Annotated in this window: 19 protein-coding genes; 8 read left to right on the forward strand and 11 right to left on the reverse strand. The window is 62.7% G+C overall.

What is annotated here, in order from left to right; all coding sequences use genetic code 11:
* Positions 1-42: 42 nt before the first annotated feature.
* The 6 genes from BJD99_RS06555 to BJD99_RS06580 all read left to right on the forward strand — a co-directional run bounded on the left by BJD99_RS06555 (position 43) and on the right by BJD99_RS06580 (position 6,326).
* Complete coding sequence (locus tag BJD99_RS06555) at positions 43-1,317, forward strand: magnesium transporter MgtE N-terminal domain-containing protein (RefSeq protein ID WP_084346015.1); 1,275 nt, start codon at positions 43-45, stop codon at positions 1,315-1,317.
* Positions 1,314-1,883: a DUF1003 domain-containing protein gene (locus BJD99_RS06560; RefSeq protein ID WP_084346016.1), complete on the forward strand. Its 570-nt coding sequence runs from the start codon at positions 1,314-1,316 to the stop codon at positions 1,881-1,883. Before BJD99_RS06555 ends, BJD99_RS06560 begins: the two co-directional genes overlap by 4 nt.
* A 137-nt stretch (positions 1,884-2,020) precedes the next feature.
* Entirely contained in the window at positions 2,021-2,887 is an 867-nt protein-coding gene (locus BJD99_RS06565; protein WP_179142218.1) for a lytic transglycosylase domain-containing protein, read from the forward strand.
* A 26-nt stretch (positions 2,888-2,913) separates the two neighbouring features.
* A complete protein-coding gene (locus tag BJD99_RS06570) occupies positions 2,914-4,047 on the forward strand; it encodes an Mrp/NBP35 family ATP-binding protein (protein ID WP_084346017.1) in 1,134 nt (377 codons plus the stop codon).
* A gap of 48 nt (positions 4,048-4,095) precedes the next feature.
* A complete protein-coding gene (locus tag BJD99_RS06575; protein WP_084346349.1) occupies positions 4,096-5,556 on the forward strand; it encodes an amino acid ABC transporter substrate-binding protein/permease in 1,461 nt (486 codons plus the stop codon).
* Positions 5,553-6,326, forward strand: coding sequence for an amino acid ABC transporter ATP-binding protein (locus BJD99_RS06580; protein WP_084346018.1), 774 nt, complete (start codon positions 5,553-5,555; stop codon positions 6,324-6,326). Before BJD99_RS06575 ends, BJD99_RS06580 begins: the two co-directional genes overlap by 4 nt.
* Positions 6,327-6,346: 20 nt before the next feature.
* On the opposite strand, the gene tatB is transcribed toward BJD99_RS06580, so the two are convergent.
* From tatB to sigE, 4 genes are read right to left on the reverse strand one after another with little or no spacing between them, the layout of a single operon-like run.
* Positions 6,347-6,793: a Sec-independent protein translocase protein TatB gene (gene tatB, locus BJD99_RS06585; protein WP_084346019.1), complete on the reverse strand. Its 447-nt coding sequence runs from the start codon at positions 6,791-6,793 to the stop codon at positions 6,347-6,349.
* 17 nt (positions 6,794-6,810) lie between these two features.
* Positions 6,811-8,268, reverse strand: coding sequence for a S1C family serine protease (locus BJD99_RS06590; RefSeq protein WP_256895530.1), 1,458 nt, complete (start codon positions 8,266-8,268; stop codon positions 6,811-6,813).
* A gap of 9 nt (positions 8,269-8,277) precedes the next feature.
* Positions 8,278-8,613, reverse strand: a complete 336-nt coding sequence (locus BJD99_RS06595; protein ID WP_143542093.1) for a hypothetical protein — start codon at positions 8,611-8,613, stop codon at positions 8,278-8,280.
* A 16-nt stretch (positions 8,614-8,629) separates the two neighbouring features.
* Positions 8,630-9,262: an RNA polymerase sigma factor SigE gene (gene sigE, locus BJD99_RS06600; RefSeq protein WP_084346350.1), complete on the reverse strand. Its 633-nt coding sequence runs from the start codon at positions 9,260-9,262 to the stop codon at positions 8,630-8,632.
* A 239-nt stretch (positions 9,263-9,501) separates the two neighbouring features.
* On the opposite strand from sigE, the gene BJD99_RS06605 reads away from it, so the two are divergent.
* Positions 9,502-10,134, forward strand: coding sequence for an O-methyltransferase (locus BJD99_RS06605; protein WP_179142219.1), 633 nt, complete (start codon positions 9,502-9,504; stop codon positions 10,132-10,134).
* Positions 10,135-10,157: 23 nt separating this feature from the next.
* Here BJD99_RS06605 and glgC read toward each other — a convergent pair whose 3' ends face one another.
* Entirely contained in the window at positions 10,158-11,372 is a 1,215-nt protein-coding gene (glgC, locus tag BJD99_RS06610) for a glucose-1-phosphate adenylyltransferase (RefSeq protein WP_084346022.1), read from the reverse strand.
* 76 nt (positions 11,373-11,448) lie between these two features.
* On the opposite strand from glgC, the gene glgA reads away from it, so the two are divergent.
* Positions 11,449-12,627 carry a glycogen synthase gene (gene glgA / locus BJD99_RS06615; RefSeq protein ID WP_179142250.1) on the forward strand — a complete coding sequence of 393 codons (1,179 nt, stop codon included), beginning with the start codon at positions 11,449-11,451 and terminating at the stop codon, positions 12,625-12,627.
* Here the strand turns inward: glgA and BJD99_RS06620 are convergent.
* The 6 genes from BJD99_RS06620 to folP form a co-directional block, all read right to left on the reverse strand.
* Positions 12,594-13,448 carry a methyltransferase domain-containing protein gene (locus tag BJD99_RS06620; RefSeq protein ID WP_084346023.1) on the reverse strand — a complete coding sequence of 285 codons (855 nt, stop codon included), beginning with the start codon at positions 13,446-13,448 and terminating at the stop codon, positions 12,594-12,596. The two genes, glgA and BJD99_RS06620, sit on opposite strands and share 34 nt — an antisense overlap.
* An 87-nt stretch (positions 13,449-13,535) precedes the next feature.
* On the reverse strand, positions 13,536-13,703 hold the full coding sequence (locus tag BJD99_RS06625; protein ID WP_084346353.1) for a DUF3117 domain-containing protein: 168 nt from the start codon (positions 13,701-13,703) through the stop codon (positions 13,536-13,538).
* A gap of 98 nt (positions 13,704-13,801) precedes the next feature.
* A complete protein-coding gene (locus tag BJD99_RS06630; protein ID WP_084346024.1) occupies positions 13,802-14,410 on the reverse strand; it encodes a DNA-3-methyladenine glycosylase I in 609 nt (202 codons plus the stop codon).
* Complete coding sequence (locus BJD99_RS06635; protein ID WP_084346025.1) at positions 14,407-14,697, reverse strand: DivIVA domain-containing protein; 291 nt, start codon at positions 14,695-14,697, stop codon at positions 14,407-14,409. The genes BJD99_RS06630 and BJD99_RS06635 overlap by 4 nt, the downstream gene beginning before the upstream one ends.
* A 29-nt stretch (positions 14,698-14,726) precedes the next feature.
* Complete coding sequence (locus tag BJD99_RS06640; RefSeq protein ID WP_084346026.1) at positions 14,727-15,659, reverse strand: glucosyl-3-phosphoglycerate synthase; 933 nt, start codon at positions 15,657-15,659, stop codon at positions 14,727-14,729.
* The gene (gene folP / locus BJD99_RS06645; RefSeq protein ID WP_084346027.1) at positions 15,656-16,516 is read right to left on the reverse strand and encodes a dihydropteroate synthase; all 861 of its coding nucleotides are present in this window, start codon (positions 16,514-16,516) and stop codon (positions 15,656-15,658) included. The genes BJD99_RS06640 and folP overlap by 4 nt, the downstream gene beginning before the upstream one ends.
* Positions 16,517-16,563 lie beyond the last annotated feature (47 nt).

A 16,563-nucleotide genomic window follows, 5' to 3' on the forward strand; every position in this document is an offset into this window, starting at 1 on the left:
CTGATTCTCTGAAATATCCGTTGACGCTCTAACCTTGACATCATGGCAGCTCTGAGCAAGGTATTTGCGGCCAGGCTGGCGGGCCTGGTGGTTCTCGGTCCCGATGGTGAGTCGATCGGCCGTGTGCGCGATCTGGTCATCACCATGCGCATCGGACGCGCCCAACCGCGCGTGCTGGGCGTGGTCGTCGAACTTTCCACGCGCCGAAGAATTTTCGTGCCGATGCTTCGAGTCACGAGTATCGAGCCGAACTCGGTGCAACTCAACACCGGCAACGTGAGTCTGCGTCGATTCACCCAGCGCGCGAACGAGATTCTGGTCTTCGCACAGATCCTCGATTCCAAGGTCCGCGTCGACGACCCAGAGCTCGAAGAGATGCACGATGTCGACTCGATCGTGGTGGATCTCGGGATCGAACTGACACGTACCCGGGATTGGCTCGTCGCTCGTGTCGCAGTGCGGCGCCAGCGTCAACGGCTTGCCCGACGCGGCGCGATCCATGTGGTCGATTGGCAGCACGTGCAGGGTTTGACGCAGAACGAGCTGTCGTTGCCCGGACAGGGCGTCGCGCAGCTTCTGATGCAGTTCGAGGACCTCCGTGCCGCCGACGTGGCGCACGCGATGCGAGAACTCCCCGTCAAAAGACGTATGGAAGTAGCGATGGCGCTGGACGACGAACGCTTGGCCGACATCGTGCAGGAACTACCCGATGACGATCAGGTGGAGTTGATGCATTACCTGGGCGTCGACCGTGGGGTGGACGTGCTCGAAGCGATGGACCCCGACGATGCCGCCGACCTGCTGGGCGAGCTGCCGAAGACCGAGGCGGAATCGCTACTGCGCCTGATGGACCCGGAGGACTCGGCACCGGTTCGCCGTTTGCTCGCGCACTCTCCCGATACGGCCGGTGGCATGATGACGCCCCAGCCGGTCATCCTGACGGCGTCGACCACCGTCGCCGAAGCACTCGCGCGGGCGCGTAATCCGGATCTGACTCCGGCATTGGCCTCGTTGGTCTTCGTCGTTCGACCGCCGACCGCGACGCCTACAGGGTCCTATCTCGGATGCGTTCATCTGCAGCAGTTGCTCCGTGAACCGCCCGCAAGCTTGATCGGTGGTGTACTCGACAGTGCACTCCCCCGTCTCTCCACCGACGACAGTTTGACGACCGTCACGCGGTATTTCGCGACATACAACCTGGTCTGCGGCCCGGTTGTCGACGATGAGGACCATTTGGTGGGCGCGGTTACGGTGGACGACCTTCTCGATCACCTGTTACCGGAGGATTGGCGAGAGCAAGAGGTGGCCGGCCGATGAAGGAAACAGCCCGCCAACGGATGGACACCCCCCGCGGGACCAAGCTGTTCAACTTCCACCTCGACGTCGACGTGGGCAGATCCGGTGAAAAGGCTGCACGGTTCCTCGGCACCGGGCGCTACCTCATCATTCAGACGGCCATCGTCATCGTCTGGATCTTCCTCAACGTCGTTGCGGTCAATCTGCGCTGGGATCCATACCCGTTCATCCTGCTCAACCTCGCGTTCTCCACCCAGGCTGCATATGCGGCGCCGCTGATCCTGCTTGCGCAGAACCGTCAGGACGACCGCGACCGCGTGTCGCTGGAGGAAGATCGAGCACGAGCGCAGCAGACCAAAGCGGACACCGAGTTCCTCGCCCGCGAACTCGCGTCATTGCGAATCGCCGTCGGCGAGGTCGCCACCCGCGACTATCTGCGCCGCGAACTCGACGAGATCAGGGAACTTCTCGAACAGTTGAACGGTGTTGCGCCGACGCCGGCGAAGAAGTCCAGAAAGAAAGCCTCACGTCCCGCGTCCAAAAGTGACGGGGAGACGTGGGGGTCCGGCACGGATCACATCGAATAACGTTTCGGTGGCGGCTTGACCTCGCACGACACGCTCTATAACGGCGAGGTAACGAAACCATCTCGAATCGGGTACCCTCGAATCCGGAATTCAAACGGAAAGCCTCGAAACAACGGGGCGACGAGGAGGTACCAGGCGTGGGACGTCACAGAAGAGCATCGAACTCCACCATGCGACGGAATTCGGTGATCGCTCTGACCGGCCTTGTCCCCGCAGGTCTCATCACCGCGGCCAGCAGCGCAGGAGCAGCGGAGTACCTCCCGTTCATGGCATCGGAGTCGACGACCGAGCAGTCGGAGCCCGTGGTCGAGACTCCACGTCCCCTCGCATCGGAGACCGACGCTCAGCCCGTCGCCGCAGCCGAGGCACCGGTCGCACTTGCCGCAGCAATCCAGGCCCCGCAGCCTGCGATTGCGCCGACGCCCGAGCTACCCACGTCCCTGATGGCCAGCCCGATCGCCATCCCCACGGTCAACGTGTCGGCATACAAGAACGCCGAGCAGATCCTGACCGCCGAGCTGCCGAGCTGCGGTATCAGCTGGACCGTCATCGCCGGTATCGGCCGCGTCGAGTCCACGCATGCGAACAACGGCAAAGCAGATGACGCGGGCGAATTGTTCGAACCGATCCTCGGCCCCCGATTGGACGGCTCGCTCGCCGGAAACAATGTCATCGCCGATACCGACGGGGGCGCCCTCGACGGCGACCCACATTTCGATCGCGCCGTCGGACCTATGCAGTTCCTACCGGAGACCTGGAATCACTACCACGCCGACGGTAACGGCGACGGCATCTCCGACCCCCAGAACCTCTACGACGCAGCTCTCGCCACCGGTAAGTACCTGTGCGACGGTGGACTGGACCTGCGCGATCTCGGCCAGACGACCAAGGCAATTCTGCGGTACAACAATTCGATGGCTTACGTCGCCAATGTGCTCGCCTGGTCCACCGGTTACGCAACGGGAATCGTCCCGACCTCGGACGAGCTCCCCCGCATCCACTAGCGTCGGGGCCCCGATAGCATGGGGTCATGGCAGTCCTTACGGAATCCGACGTTCGAACAGCACTTTCGAAGGTCATCGATCCGGAAATTCACAAACCGATCACCGATCTCGGCATGGTCAAGAGCGTCAAGATCGGCGACGGCGGCGCAGTCGACGTGGGCATCTACCTCACCACCGCCGGATGCCCGATGAAGGGCGAGATCAGCGAGAGCGTCAAGAAAGCCGTCGCCGACGTCCCGGGAGTCGGCGTCATCACCGTCGAACTCGATGTGATGAACGACGAGCAGCGCACCGAACTCCGCAGATCCCTCCGAGGCGATTCCGCCGAACCCCTCATTCCGTTCGCCCAGCCCGGGTCGCTGACTCGCGTGTACGCCGTCGCGTCGGGCAAGGGTGGCGTCGGAAAGTCTTCCGTCACGGTCAACCTCGCCGCATCGTTGGCCGCCCGCGGCCTGTCGGTGGGTGTGCTCGACGCCGACATCTACGGTCATTCGGTTCCTCGGATGTTCGGCAACGATGCCAAGCCGACCCAGGTCGAGAAGATGATCATGCCACCACAGGCTTACGGCGTGAAGTTCATTTCCATTGCCCAGTTCACCCAGGGCAACACCCCCGTCGTATGGCGCGGTCCCATGTTGCACCGCGCCTTGCAACAGTTCCTCGCGGACGTGTTCTGGGGAGATCTCGACGTCCTTCTTCTCGACCTCCCACCCGGCACCGGAGACATCGCGATCTCGGTGGCGCAATTGGTTCCCGGCGCAGAGATACTCGTTGTCACCACACCGCAGCAGGCAGCAGCGGAGGTTGCCGAACGCGCAGGAGCCATCGCACTACAGACCCGCCAACGTATTGCCGGAGTCGTGGAGAACATGTCCTGGCTCGAGCTGCCCGACGGCACTCGCATGGACATCTTCGGGTCGGGCGGCGGCCAGGACGTGTCCGACCGCTTGACCAAGGCTGTCGGCGCCACTGTTCCTCTGCTGGGCCAGATTCCGCTCGACACTGCGGTTCGAGAAGGCGGTGACAACGGGATTCCCATCGTGCTGGGTCACCCCGAGACTCCGGCAGCGAAGGCACTCGAAGCCGTCGCAGCGAAGCTCGCTGTGCGTGAGCGGGGACTGGTCGGCATGTCGCTCAGCATCGATACAACCCGCCGGTAACCTCGAAACACTTGCCACTCGGACACAATCCGGTAGAGAGTGGCAAGCATGAAAACGCCACAATCGAACGGCCGTGGCGCAGTCGCGCTGGCGTTCGTGCTGTTCTCCGTTCTCCTGGGATCAGTTCTCGCACCCGCCGTCGCAGCCGCTCAGCCGGCTCCGCCGCCGGGTCAGAACTACTCCATCGCAACCGATATCACGTTCGCTCCGTTCGAATTCCAGGACGAAAGCGGCAAACTCGTCGGAATCGACATGGATCTGCTCGCGGCGATCGCAGAGGACCAGGGATTCGAGTACGACGTCAGCCCAGTCGGATTCGACGCCGCACTGCAGGGCGTCACCGGCGGTCAGTTCAACGGCATGATCGCCGGAATGTCGATCACGGATGCCCGCAAGGCTACTTTCGACTTCTCCGATCCGTACTTCGATTCCGGCGTACAGATGGGCGTCCTCGACTCGAACGATTCGGTGACGTCGTACGAGGACCTTCGCGGTAAGACCGTCGCGGTCAAGAACGGCACCGAAGGCGCCACCTTCGCCGAATCCATCAAGGAACAGTACGGATTCAGCACCCGGTACTTCGCCGATTCCTCATCGATGTTCGACGAGGTCCGAACCGGCAACTCCGCCGCGGTGTTCGAGGACTATCCGGTGCTGGCATACGGCATCAAGCAGGGCAACGGCTTCAAGACAGTCACCGAGAAGGAGCCTGGCGCCAGCTATGGCTTCGCCGTCGCGAAGGGTCAGAACGCACAGCTGCTGGAGGAATTCAACGCCGGCCTGGCGAACCTGCGTGCCAGCGGCGAATACGACCAGATCCTCGACACCTATCTCAATTCCGCTGCCAGCACCGACGACAACTCGATTCTCGGCCTGATCAAGAGCACCTGGAAGCTGCTGCTCGAAGGCCTCTGGCTGACGATCCTGCTGACTGCGATCTCGATCGCGATCGCCCTGGTGCTCGGCGCGATCTTCGGCCTCTTCCGCGTATCGACGAACATCGTCCTGCGCGGCATCGGCACAACCTATGTCGATGTCTTCCGTGGCACACCGCTTCTCGTGCAGGCATTCTTCATCTACTTCGGTATCCCTGCCGCGCTGGACTTCCAGATGTCGGCGTTCACCGCAGGCGTCATCACACTCTCACTCAACGCCGGTGCCTACATGGCCGAGATCGTGCGCGGCGGCATACTCGCTGTCGACAAGGGCCAGATGGAAGCGTCGCGAAGCCTCGGTATCAGCTACCTGAAGTCGATGCGAAAAGTGGTGATGCCGCAGGCAGTTCGAACGATGATCCCGTCGTACATCAATCAGTTCGTGATCACACTCAAGGACACGTCGATCCTGTCGGTCATCGGCCTCGCCGAATTGACCCAGACCGGCCGCATCATCATTGCGCGCAACTTCCAGTCCTTCAACATGTGGCTGATCATCGGCGTCATGTACTTCATCATCATCATGGCCCTCACCAAGCTGTCGAACCGGATCGAGAAGAGGATCAACAAATGACCGCGGACCTGAGCAAAGCTGTGCCGGTCGAAGGCAGGCCCGGCGTCAAGATAGCCATCAAGGACCTACACAAAGCATTCGGTGACAACGAAGTGCTCAAAGGCATCGACGCCGATATCGCAAACGGTGAAGTGGTGTGCATCATCGGGCCGTCCGGATCCGGCAAGAGCACGCTGCTACGGTGCCTCAACAAGCTCGAGGACATCACCGGCGGCCACGTCGTCGTCGACGGCGTCGACCTCACGGACAAGAACGTGAACCTCGACAAGGTCCGGCAGAACATCGGCATGGTGTTCCAACATTTCAATCTCTTCCCGCACATGACGGCCCTCGAGAACGTCATGCTTGCCCCCGTGGAGACCAAGAAGGAATCCAAGGCAGAGGCCAAGAACTCCGCGCTCGAACTGCTCGAGCAGGTCGGCCTCTCCGATCGTGCCCACTACAAACCTGCCAGCCTGTCCGGTGGCCAGAAGCAGCGCGTCGCGATTGCCCGAGCCCTGGCGATGAGCCCGTCGATCATGTTGTTCGACGAGGCGACCTCAGCCCTCGATCCCGAAATGGTCGGTGAGGTTCTCCAGGTGCTGCGCGATCTTGCGAAGGGCGGCATGACGATGGTCGTCGTGACCCATGAGATGGGATTTGCGCGCGAAGTGTCCGACCGGATCATCTTCATGGCAGAAGGAGTCATCGTCGAAGAAGGTACGCCCGATCAACTCTTCGGGAACCCGCAGAACCCGCGGACGCAAGACTTTCTGAACAAGGTGCTCTGACCGGACGTCCGGGCGGGAATTTAGGTGGCGTCCGAATCGATGGGCGGAGTCTTACCGGTGGGAAGCTTCTTCTCCAGTGACGGCTTACTGTCCGGCTTGGGCAGAGAGCCGTTGGTCGAAGAGCCGCTGCTCGACGAGCCGCTGACCGAGGAGCCGGTGGTCGGCTTCTTGGAATCGAAGTTGCCCGTGAAGATCGAATCGTCGCCGTCGAGCAAGTGCTTGGTGATGACCGCGCGCGGGGTCATGCCGCGAAGCTGATTGAGGTCGGCGAGGGGCTTGCGAAGATCCTCGAAGTCCGTACCCAATTCGTCTTTGAGCTGCTGACTCGCGCCGTTCGCGTAGTCCTTGACCTGACGGATCGACTTGGTGACCCAACTGATGGCACCGGGGAGCCGGTCAGGACCAAGGATGACGAGCGCTGCTACCAGGAGCACGACGAGCTCTCCCCAGCCAATGTTGCCGAACACGTCGTCAGCCTACTTCCTCAGTCCGAAATTGGGGTGACGGTGACATCGACCAGCCGACCCGACCGGATCAGCTGCACAGGCGTCGACTCACCGATCTGGCTCGACTGCACGGCGACGACCAGTTCGTCGGCGCTCGTCACAGCGCGATCGCCGACCTTGGTGATCACGTCACCCTCGACGATGCCTGCTTGCTGAGCGGGCCCACCGGCACGCACGTTGGCGACTTCGGCACCGGACGTAGCGTCGTTGATGACCGAACGCGCATTGATGCCGATGTCCGGGTGTTGCATCTTCCCGTTGGCGATGAGCGACTGGGCGACTTTGGTGACGTCATCGATCGGAATGGCGAATCCAAGACCAACCGAGCCGCCGCTTTCGCTTCGGATGGCCGAGTTGATCCCGATGACACGCCCTTCGGCGTCGATCAGGGGTCCCCCGGAGTTACCAGGGTTGATCGCGGCATCGGTCTGCACAGCATCGATGACCGCGTCGGTGTCGGTGCCTTCACCGGACAGGCGAACCGGACGATCGAGCGCGCTCACAATTCCGCGGGTGACTGTCTTGCTCAAGCCGAGAGGCGAGCCGACCGCTACGACGTCCTCGCCGACCTGGACGTCTGCAGAATTACCCAACTGTGCAACCGTCAGATTTCCGACGTCGGTCTTGAGCACGGCCAGATCCGTCTTGGTGTCGCGGCCGACGATCTTCGCGGGCACCTTGGTGCCGTCGGAGAAGGTCACTTGCAGCGTTGCACGATCCGGGTTGGTGGCCGCCATCGAGATCACGTGGTTGTTGGTCACGATGTACCCGGCTCCGTCGATGACGACGCCGGATCCGGTACCTGCGTTCTCGCCGAGAGTCACCTGAATCGAGACGACGGCAGGCAGGACTGCGTCGGCCACTTTGGCGACCTGCCCCTGCGGGAGGTCTTCCCCACTCGATTGAGTCAGGTTGACCTTCTGACTGGTCAAGGCGCCGGTCACCTCGGCAGTCTCACGGCCCACCAGCCCGCCGACGAGGCCGATCGCCAGGGCGATGGCCCCGAGCACCACGAGAGTCTTGGGCGCGACGCGTTCGCCGAACAGCACCTCCCGGACACCGAGCTTGGGGCCGTCGGGCGCAACCGGAGGTTCCGGAACCGGTTCGGCGGCGTTGCCCAGCCGCACCGAGGAATGCGGGTCACGCCACGGATCCTCGGGTTCGGGCTCGGATACCGCGTCGGTGGATGTTCGGTCAGGATCGCGTTGCAAGGACTCGTCCGCGTCCGTGGGGCGGCCGAACGCCTCTGCGAGAACTGGGTCGGGTGTGCGCACCGCGATTCGGGGAGAAGGCTCTGCCCGTCGGGCTGGAGGTGTGAACGACCCGTCGAGGCCCTTCGGACGTCCGAACGCCGCAGCCGACGCCGGATCCACCTCGGGCCGATAGAGCGGCCTTGGAGGCAGTCTGGGTGCCTCGGGATCTGTATGGGTGCTCACGCGCACAGGCTACCGACGACGCCTGCGGATACCCACAACGGAGGTGACGATCGCGCGTTTACTGCGGCTGATCGCGTCCTTGGCTTCGGTTGGTTCGCACATCGGAATCTGGCTGAGCAGACCACGAAGCGAGTGGGGCATGGACAACTCGCCCGCGCCTTGTAACGCGCTACGCGCCTGCTGCTGCGCATCCACCTCGGCGGCGCACTCGTGGCACTCGGCGATGTGGTGGGCGGCCCGTAAGTAGGCGGTCATTCGAAGTTCGCCGTCGACGAAGGCGGCAACTGCTTCACTGGCCAGATGCTCGGTCGAGCTGAACTGTCGTGGCTTGCGGGCCTGCGTCATCCAACCCTCCTGGTAGCTACTGGACACTTGCGTGATCCGTCTCGACCTTTCCGTTCACTCGAAGATACTCGCGAAGCGCTGCGCGTCCACGGTGGATTCGACTTCGGACGGTTCCGAGCTTCACACCGAGTGTTGCACCGATCTCTTCGTACGACAGCCCTTCGATGTCACAGAGCACGATCGCGGCGCGAAACTCCGGCGCCAACGAGTCCAGCGCGGACTGCAGATCGGGGTCGAGGCGTGCGTCGTGGTAGATCTGTTCCGGGTTCGGGAGCTCGGAAGGGACCCGGTCGTAGTCCTCGGGTAGTGCTTCCATTCGAATCCGATTGCGTCGACGGACCATGTCGAGAAACAGGTTGGTGGTGATGCGGTGCAGCCAGCCTTCGAACGTGCCGGGCTGGTAGTTCGACAGCGAACGGAACACACGAATGAACGTGTCCTGTGTGAGATCTTCGGCATCCTGCGCGTTGCCGGACAGCCGGTATGCCAAGCGGTAGACGCGGTCGCCATGTTCGCGAACGAGCTCGTCCCAGGACGGCATCGTGTTCTTTTCGCCGGTAGCGTCGAATACGGCGGTGCCGCTCAGATCCGCTGCAGCAGCAGAATCGGCGGTCTCGGGCAATCGAGCTGTGTCTCGATCTCCGTTGATCTTGTAGATAGTTGGATCCTCCTGCTCAGGACCACGTTGGTGTAGCTCCCGTGCCGTGTACAACCTGCGGCTCCGCCGAGATGTTCCCGCGTGTGTCTTCTCGATCAAGCGATCTCCAGTAGCTTGTCGCATCCGGGTGTGCCCACCGTATGAAAAAGCTGAGGTGCCGCTGAGAAAGTGGCACCCAGATCGGCCGAGTCGCTCCGCAGGCTTTGCTCCTGCCGCGATAGCCTCGGCATGTGCTGACAAATGCCGAGAAGTTGCTCACCTACGCCGAGGAGTCCGTGCAGGAAGACGAGATCCTCGTCAATGCTCGTGAACGCGCTGACGATCTCGGTGCCGCACCCGTGCCACCGTCCGTCGGCGCGGTACTGAGCATCTTCGCTCAGATGCTCGGCGCCAAGACCGTCGTCGAGGTCGGAACTGGTGCGGGAGTGTCCGGCCTGTGGCTGCTCGACGGCATGCGCGAGGACGGTGTACTCACCACCATCGACACCGAACCCGAGCATCAGCGCGCCGCCAAGGAGGCGTTCCGTGCCGGGGGTATCGCGCCATCGCGGACGCGCCTCATCAACGGATGGGCGCTCGATGTCCTCCCCCGCCTCGCCGACGACACCTACGACTTGGTGTTCATCGACACCAGTCCGGTGGACCATTTGCATTTCGTGCAGGAGAGCGTGCGACTACTCCGACCCGGCGGAGTTCTGGTGCTGCACAACGCCCTGCTGGGCGGACGGGTTCCCGATTCCACCCAGCGTGACGCCACTACCGTCGCCGTCCGTGCTGCCGCCCGCGCCATCGCCGAGGACGACCGCCTCACGACAGTCCTGCTCCCCCTCGGCGACGGGTTGATCTGCGCCTCACGGAGTTAGACACGGGCGGCGATCTGCGGGCGCTAGATCCAGATGCCCTTGCCGACGGTGACGATGCCACCGGCGGAGACGTTGAAGCGTTCCTTGTCGCGCTCGATGTCGACGCCGACGATTTCGCCGTCACCGACGACGACGTTCTTGTCCAGGATCGCCCGACGAACGACCGCACCCTTGCCGATTTTCACCCCGGGCATCAGGACGCTACCCTCCACGGTCGCGCCACTGTCGATCATGACGTTCGAGCTCAGAACCGAATTGCGAACCGTTGCCGCCGACAGGATGCAGCCTGCACCCACAACGGATTCCTGTGCGAGACCGCCTTGCACGAATTTTGCGGGCGGAAGGTTCTCGGCGGCACCGCGAATGGGCCAGCGACGGTTGTAGAGATTGAAGATCGGATGCACGGACACCAGATCCATGTGCGCGTCGTAGAACGCGTCGATGGTGCCGACGTCACGCCAGTAGCCTCGGTCGCGTTCGGTAGCACCGGGAACGACGTTGTCGTTGAAGTCGTATACCGACGCGACACCCGCTTCGACGAGAGCCGGAATGATGTCGCCGCCCATGTCGTGGTCGGAGTCGGAGTTCTCGGCGTCGGCTTTGATGGCGTCGATGAGCACCTTGGTGGTGAACACGTAGTTGCCCATCGAGGCATAGGTGACGTTCGGGTCGTCGGGAGTCCCCGGTGGGTGCGCCGGCTTCTCGAGAAACTGGGTGATGTTGCCGTTCTCGTCGGAGTCGATGCAGCCGAATGCATACGCTTCGCTACGCGGAACCCTGATGCCCGCCACGGTGACGCCTGCACCCGAATCGATGTGCTGCTGGACCATCTGTTCCGGGTCCATGCGATACACGTGATCGGCGCCGAAAACGACGATGTACTCGGGGTCTTCGTCGTAGACCAGGTTGAGCGACTGGAAGATCGCGTCGGCGCTGCCGGTGTACCAGCGTGGGCCCAGACGTTGCTGTGCCGGTACCGGAGTGATGTATTCCCCGGCGAAGCCCGACAGACGCCAGGTTTGCGAGATATGACGGTCCAGCGAATGGGACTTGTACTGAGTCAGCACGCACAGCCGGAGGTAACCGGCATTGACGAGATTACTGAGCACGAAGTCGATCAGTCGATATGCGCCACCGAAGGGGACGGCGGGTTTGGCTCGGTCGGCGGTCATCGGGTAGAGACGCTTACCCTCACCGCCTGCCAGCACAATGCCTAGTACGTGCGGTTGTGTCCTCACGTGCCCAACCTATCCGCACCGGATGAACCTTGCCAGCAGTACACGCGTTTCACAGAAGGAATGTAGGTTGACAGATGTGCGCGTGGCGATGATGACAAGGGAATATCCGCCGGAGGTCTACGGCGGCGCAGGTGTACATGTGACCGAGCTATCGGCACAGTTGAGATCCCTGTGCGAGGTCGACATTCACTGTATGGGGGCGCCGCGCGATACCGCGCAGGTTCACGATCCCGATCCCGCATTGGCAGGGGCCAACGCCGCCCTGACGACACTGTCCGCCGAATTACGGATGGCAGGCGCTGCGGCCGGCGCCGATGTCGTGCACTCGCACACCTGGTACACCGGGCTTGCCGGGCATCTCGCAGCCGAACTGTACGGCGTGCCGCACATTCTCACTGCCCATTCTCTCGAGCCCCGCAGGCCGTGGAAGGCCGAGCAACTGGGTGGCGGTTATCGCATCTCTTCCTGGTCCGAACGCAACGCTGTCGAGTACGCGGATGCCGTCATCGCGGTCAGCGAGGGCATGGCCAAGGATGTTCTCGACGCCTATCCGCGCCTGGATCCCAGCCGAGTCCACGTGGTACGCAACGGTATCGACACCGAGAATTGGCATCCAGGTCCAGCGGCGGACCCCGAGGATTCCGCACTGGCAGACATCGGCGTCGACCCGAACAGGCCGATGGCGGCGTTCGTCGGACGCATCACCCGTCAAAAGGGTGTCGGCCACCTCATTGCGGCAGCGCATCATTTCGACCCGGCCATTCAACTGGTCCTGTGCGCGGGCGCACCGGACACCCCTGAGATTGCCGCCGACACCGAGCGAGCAGTAGCCGAACTCGCCGAGACCCGATCGAATGTGTTCTGGGTTCGCGAGATGCTTCCCACCGAAAAGGTGCGCGAAATACTTTCGGCGGCAGACGTATTCGTATGCCCGTCGGTATACGAGCCTCTCGGGATCGTCAACCTCGAAGCCATGGCCACCGAAACTGCCGTCGTCGCATCCGACGTCGGCGGCATTCCCGAGGTGGTCGTCGACGGTGTCACCGGACGCCTCGTGCACTACAACTCCTACGAGCCACAGGTGTTCGAGCGTTCCTTGGCCGACACTGTCAACGCTGTCGCACTCGACCCGAAGACTGCGACGGCGATGGGCAAAGCTGGTCGAGCACGGGCCGTCGCCGAATTCTCGTGGGCTGCCATCGCGCAGCAGACGCTCGACGTCTACAACGCAGCGCTGGCGGCCAGGGCCCGGTAAGTTCCGACGGTCACCGAGGCCGTCACCTCGACTGTGTTCGGTAAGGCGGCGATTGCAGTGAGGCGCGAGGCATCCGTGGAATGCCGCGCCGACGGGCCCATCCCCACAAGGCTTGCGACGCCGGCGTGATCGAGCGCCATCGTGAACTCGACGCGTGTGGCGTCCATCTGCTCGAAGCGGCCTGCGAGAGATTCTCCGAGGCGCCGCGCCTTGTCCTCGTCGACGCTGAGGAGGCCGAGGGCCTCGATCAGTTCCTGCTGATGATGTTCGGTCGGAGTGACGACGACCAAGACTCCGTTCGGTGCGAGAATGCGTCGTAGCTCGGCGGCGTTCCGCGGCGAAAACACACAACTGACCGCATCCATCGATCCGGTTCGTACCGGCAGAGGTTGCCACACGTCGGCCACGACGGATCCCAGTCGCGGATGAGCACGAGCCACTTTTCTGGCCGCCGGCTTGGACACGTCGAGTCCGATGCCTCTCATGCGCTCGAACGTCTCGAGTACCGCCGCCAGATAGTGTCCGGTACCCGCGCCCACCTCCAGCACGGTGGCGGGATTGTGTGCCGACATGGCCGCTGCTACGGCAGCGATGATCCGATCGAAGTGTCCGCTGTCGAGAAACTCCGACCGCGCCTCGATCATCTCGGCGGAATCACCGACGATCTTGCCTGCGTTTCTCGCCAGCAAACTGACGTAGCCCTGACGTGCAACGTCGAAGGTATGCCCACGGTCGCACCGCACGACGCGACCGTCCTCGATGGCCTCGAGATCCGAGGTGCAGTGCGGGCAGACCAGTAGATCCATCACTTCGCTCAGCATTTTTGTTCTCTCCGTATGTACTGGGATCACCACAAAGCCCCGTTCGCCGACTTCGCGCACGGGGCTATGGGTAGAAAAGAACAGCAGCTATCCGGTGACGCCCCTCAATTCCTCACCGAGTGCTGCTGCCTCGTCTGGGGTGAGTTCGACGACCAGGCGCCCACCGCCTTCCAGCGGCACCCTCATCACGATTCCTCGTCCCTCTTTGGTTGCTTCGAGGGGACCGTCTCCGGTCCGGGGCTTCATCGCCGCCATCCTCTGCTCCCTCCAGATCTGCGCCACACTGCACTGCGCCTCGGCCAAAAAAGATTTCTCGCCGCAGGGCGAGAAAGGTTCTTGAACACTATTCTTCCCTATCGACGCCGATATCGGGAACTGGAGTCGGTATTGAGGGCCGGCATCAGACAGCCAGACAGGTGATCGTCCACCATTCCGGTGGCCTGCATCAGCGCGTAGGCCGTTGTCGGTCCGAAGAACCGCAGGCCACGACGCTTGAGGTCGGCAGCCATCGCCGTCGACTCCGCGGTCACCGCCGGCACCTCGGAGGCGTCGACGAGCCGGCTCGGTCGCGGCGGGGTCGCGAACGACCACAGCAGAGTATCGAGATCGGTTCCAACCAGGTCGAGGACGACCCGCGCGTTGGCTATCGTTGCGGCGATCTTGGCCTTGTTGCGGACGATGGAGGCATCGGCCATCAGTCGGGCGATGTCGTCCTCGCCGAAGCGAGCGACCTTCTCCGGGTCGAAACCCGCGAACGCGCGCCGAAAGCTGTCGCGTTTACGCAAGATGGTGATCCACGACAGGCCGGCTTGGAACGATTCGAGGCACAGTCGCTCGTACAGCGCATCCCGGCCGTGCACTTCCCGGCCCCATTCGGTGTCGTGATACTCCCGATAGAGGTCGTCTGCGGTAGCACCCCATGGACAGCGCAGTAGACCGTCCGGTCCGGGTACCGCCGTCATTCCTCGGACTTCGCTGCTGCCAGAGCAGACCGCAGCAGATCGATCTCGGCGCCCAACCGGTCGAGAGCCCAATCGACTTCGCTCTGCTTGTAGCCACGCACCGTTTGCTGAAATTTCAGCGTTCGTACATCGTCGCCGGTCACACCTTCTGCGGGCAGCACCGTAGCGGTGGTGCCTTCGGGCAGCGGGCCGAGTTCTTCACCGCGTCCGAACACGACGCTTGCCACGAAGAAGAGCAGGGCTGCGATCACGGCGATGATGACGACGTAGAGAAGGAGCGTCAGCATGGATCGATCGTCTCACGCAGCCCTGCCCGTCACACGTGCAAGGTGTTGATTGCCGGTCGATCCTCCAACGAGACCTCCGTCGAGAACGGGACGAACGAGTCACCGTCGACGCGGAACTGTGTCAGCCCGGCCCCCGAGTCCGGGATTCCGCATCGCCCGAGCATGGTGCCGACGATCTGACGACTCATGGCACCGAGTTCGACGAGCGGACGGTTCCGATGCTTGCGTACACCGAGATTGACCTGGCCGATTGCGTCGAGACCGAGCCGATCGTAGGTATCGAGCAGCAGTCCGATCTCGACGCCGTAGCCGGGGGCGAACGGGACGGCAGACAACAGCTCGCGGGTGCCCGCGTACTCACCACCGAGCGGTTGGATCACGCTGGTCAATTCCGGACGCATAGCCGCCAGCAGGGGGCGGGCGACGAGCTCGGTGACTCGTCCTCCACCGTTGGCGTCCTCGCCGCCGCTCACCCGTAACGGGCGCCGGTAATACCCCTTCACCAAATGAATTCCCTCGACCGTCAACAACGGCCCCAGCAGCTTCGGAACGAAGGCCGGATCGGGATTGATGAGGTCGGAGTCCACGAAGGCGATGAGGTCACCGGTAGACGCTGCAACAGCGCGCCACAGCACTTCGCCTTTGCCGGGCACTGGTTCGAGTCCTGGAATCGCTTCCTCTCGACTGATCACTCGTGCTCCGGCGGCCCTTGCACGTTCGGCAGTGGCGTCGGTGGACCCGGAGTCCAAGACGATCAGTTCGTCGACCAGGCCTCCCAGCAAGGGGTGGATCGTGTCGATGACCGCGGCCACGGTCTGTTCTTCGTTGAGGGCTGGTAAAACCACCGAGACGGTTCGGCCCTTCTTCGCGGCTTCCAGCTCCGCCAGAGACCATGAAGGTTCATCCCAACTGTGCGAGGCTGCCCACGATTCCCTCACAGCCGTTCGGTCGGCCAACGTCATGCGAGCCCCCTGATGGTTCGTTCGGGAATCCTCGTCCCCAGAATTGCGGCAACCATGTCTACGACTCTTCTGGTCGATGCGACCTCGTGCACTCGGAACATGCGAGCTCCGCCTGCTGCGGCCAATGCTGTCGCTGCCAATGTTCCCTCCAACCGGTCGGCGAGTTCTACACCTAGAGTCTCGCCTATGAAATCCTTGTTGCTGAGCGCCATCAGCACTGGCCATCCGGTGTTTACAAGAACGTCCACTCGCCGCAACAACTCGAGCCCGTGATAGGTGTTTTTTCCGAAATCGTGGGTCGGATCGATCAGAATCGAGTCGCGACGGACTCCGGCGGCAAGCGCCGCTTCTGCTGCGTTCGTCACCTCGGCGACGACATCGGCAACGACATCGGTATATCGGACGCGGTGCGGACGCGTCCGTGGCGTCGCGCCTCCGGTGTGTGAACACACGATCCCGACGCCCTCTTGCGCCGCGACTGTAACGAGACCGGGATCGGCCCCCGCCCAGGTGTCGTTGATCAAATCTGCACCGACTCCGCACGCGAGCTTTGCCACCTCGCTACGCCAGGTATCGACACTGATCAACAGATCGGGATATTCGCCTCGAATGGCTTCGACGAACGGAATGACGCGACGGATTTCCTCGGCTGCGTCGACCACATCACCGGGGCCGGCTTTCACACCGCCGATGTCGACCATGTCCGCACCCTCGGCAACAGCGCGGTGCACCGACGCCATGGCCGCGTCGTCGGTGAAATTCGCACCTTTGTCGTAGAACGAATCCGGGGTGCGGTTCACAATCGCCATGACGAGTGCGCGGTCGGTGGCGACCGATTTGCCGCAAAGGGTGTTCATGAATCAATAGTGGCATCCCTGCACGCACCGAATGCTGCGCGGCCGCT

This window comes from Rhodococcus sp. 1163, assembly GCF_002091985.1.
Taxonomy (GTDB): Bacteria; Actinomycetota; Actinomycetes; order Mycobacteriales; family Mycobacteriaceae; genus Rhodococcoides.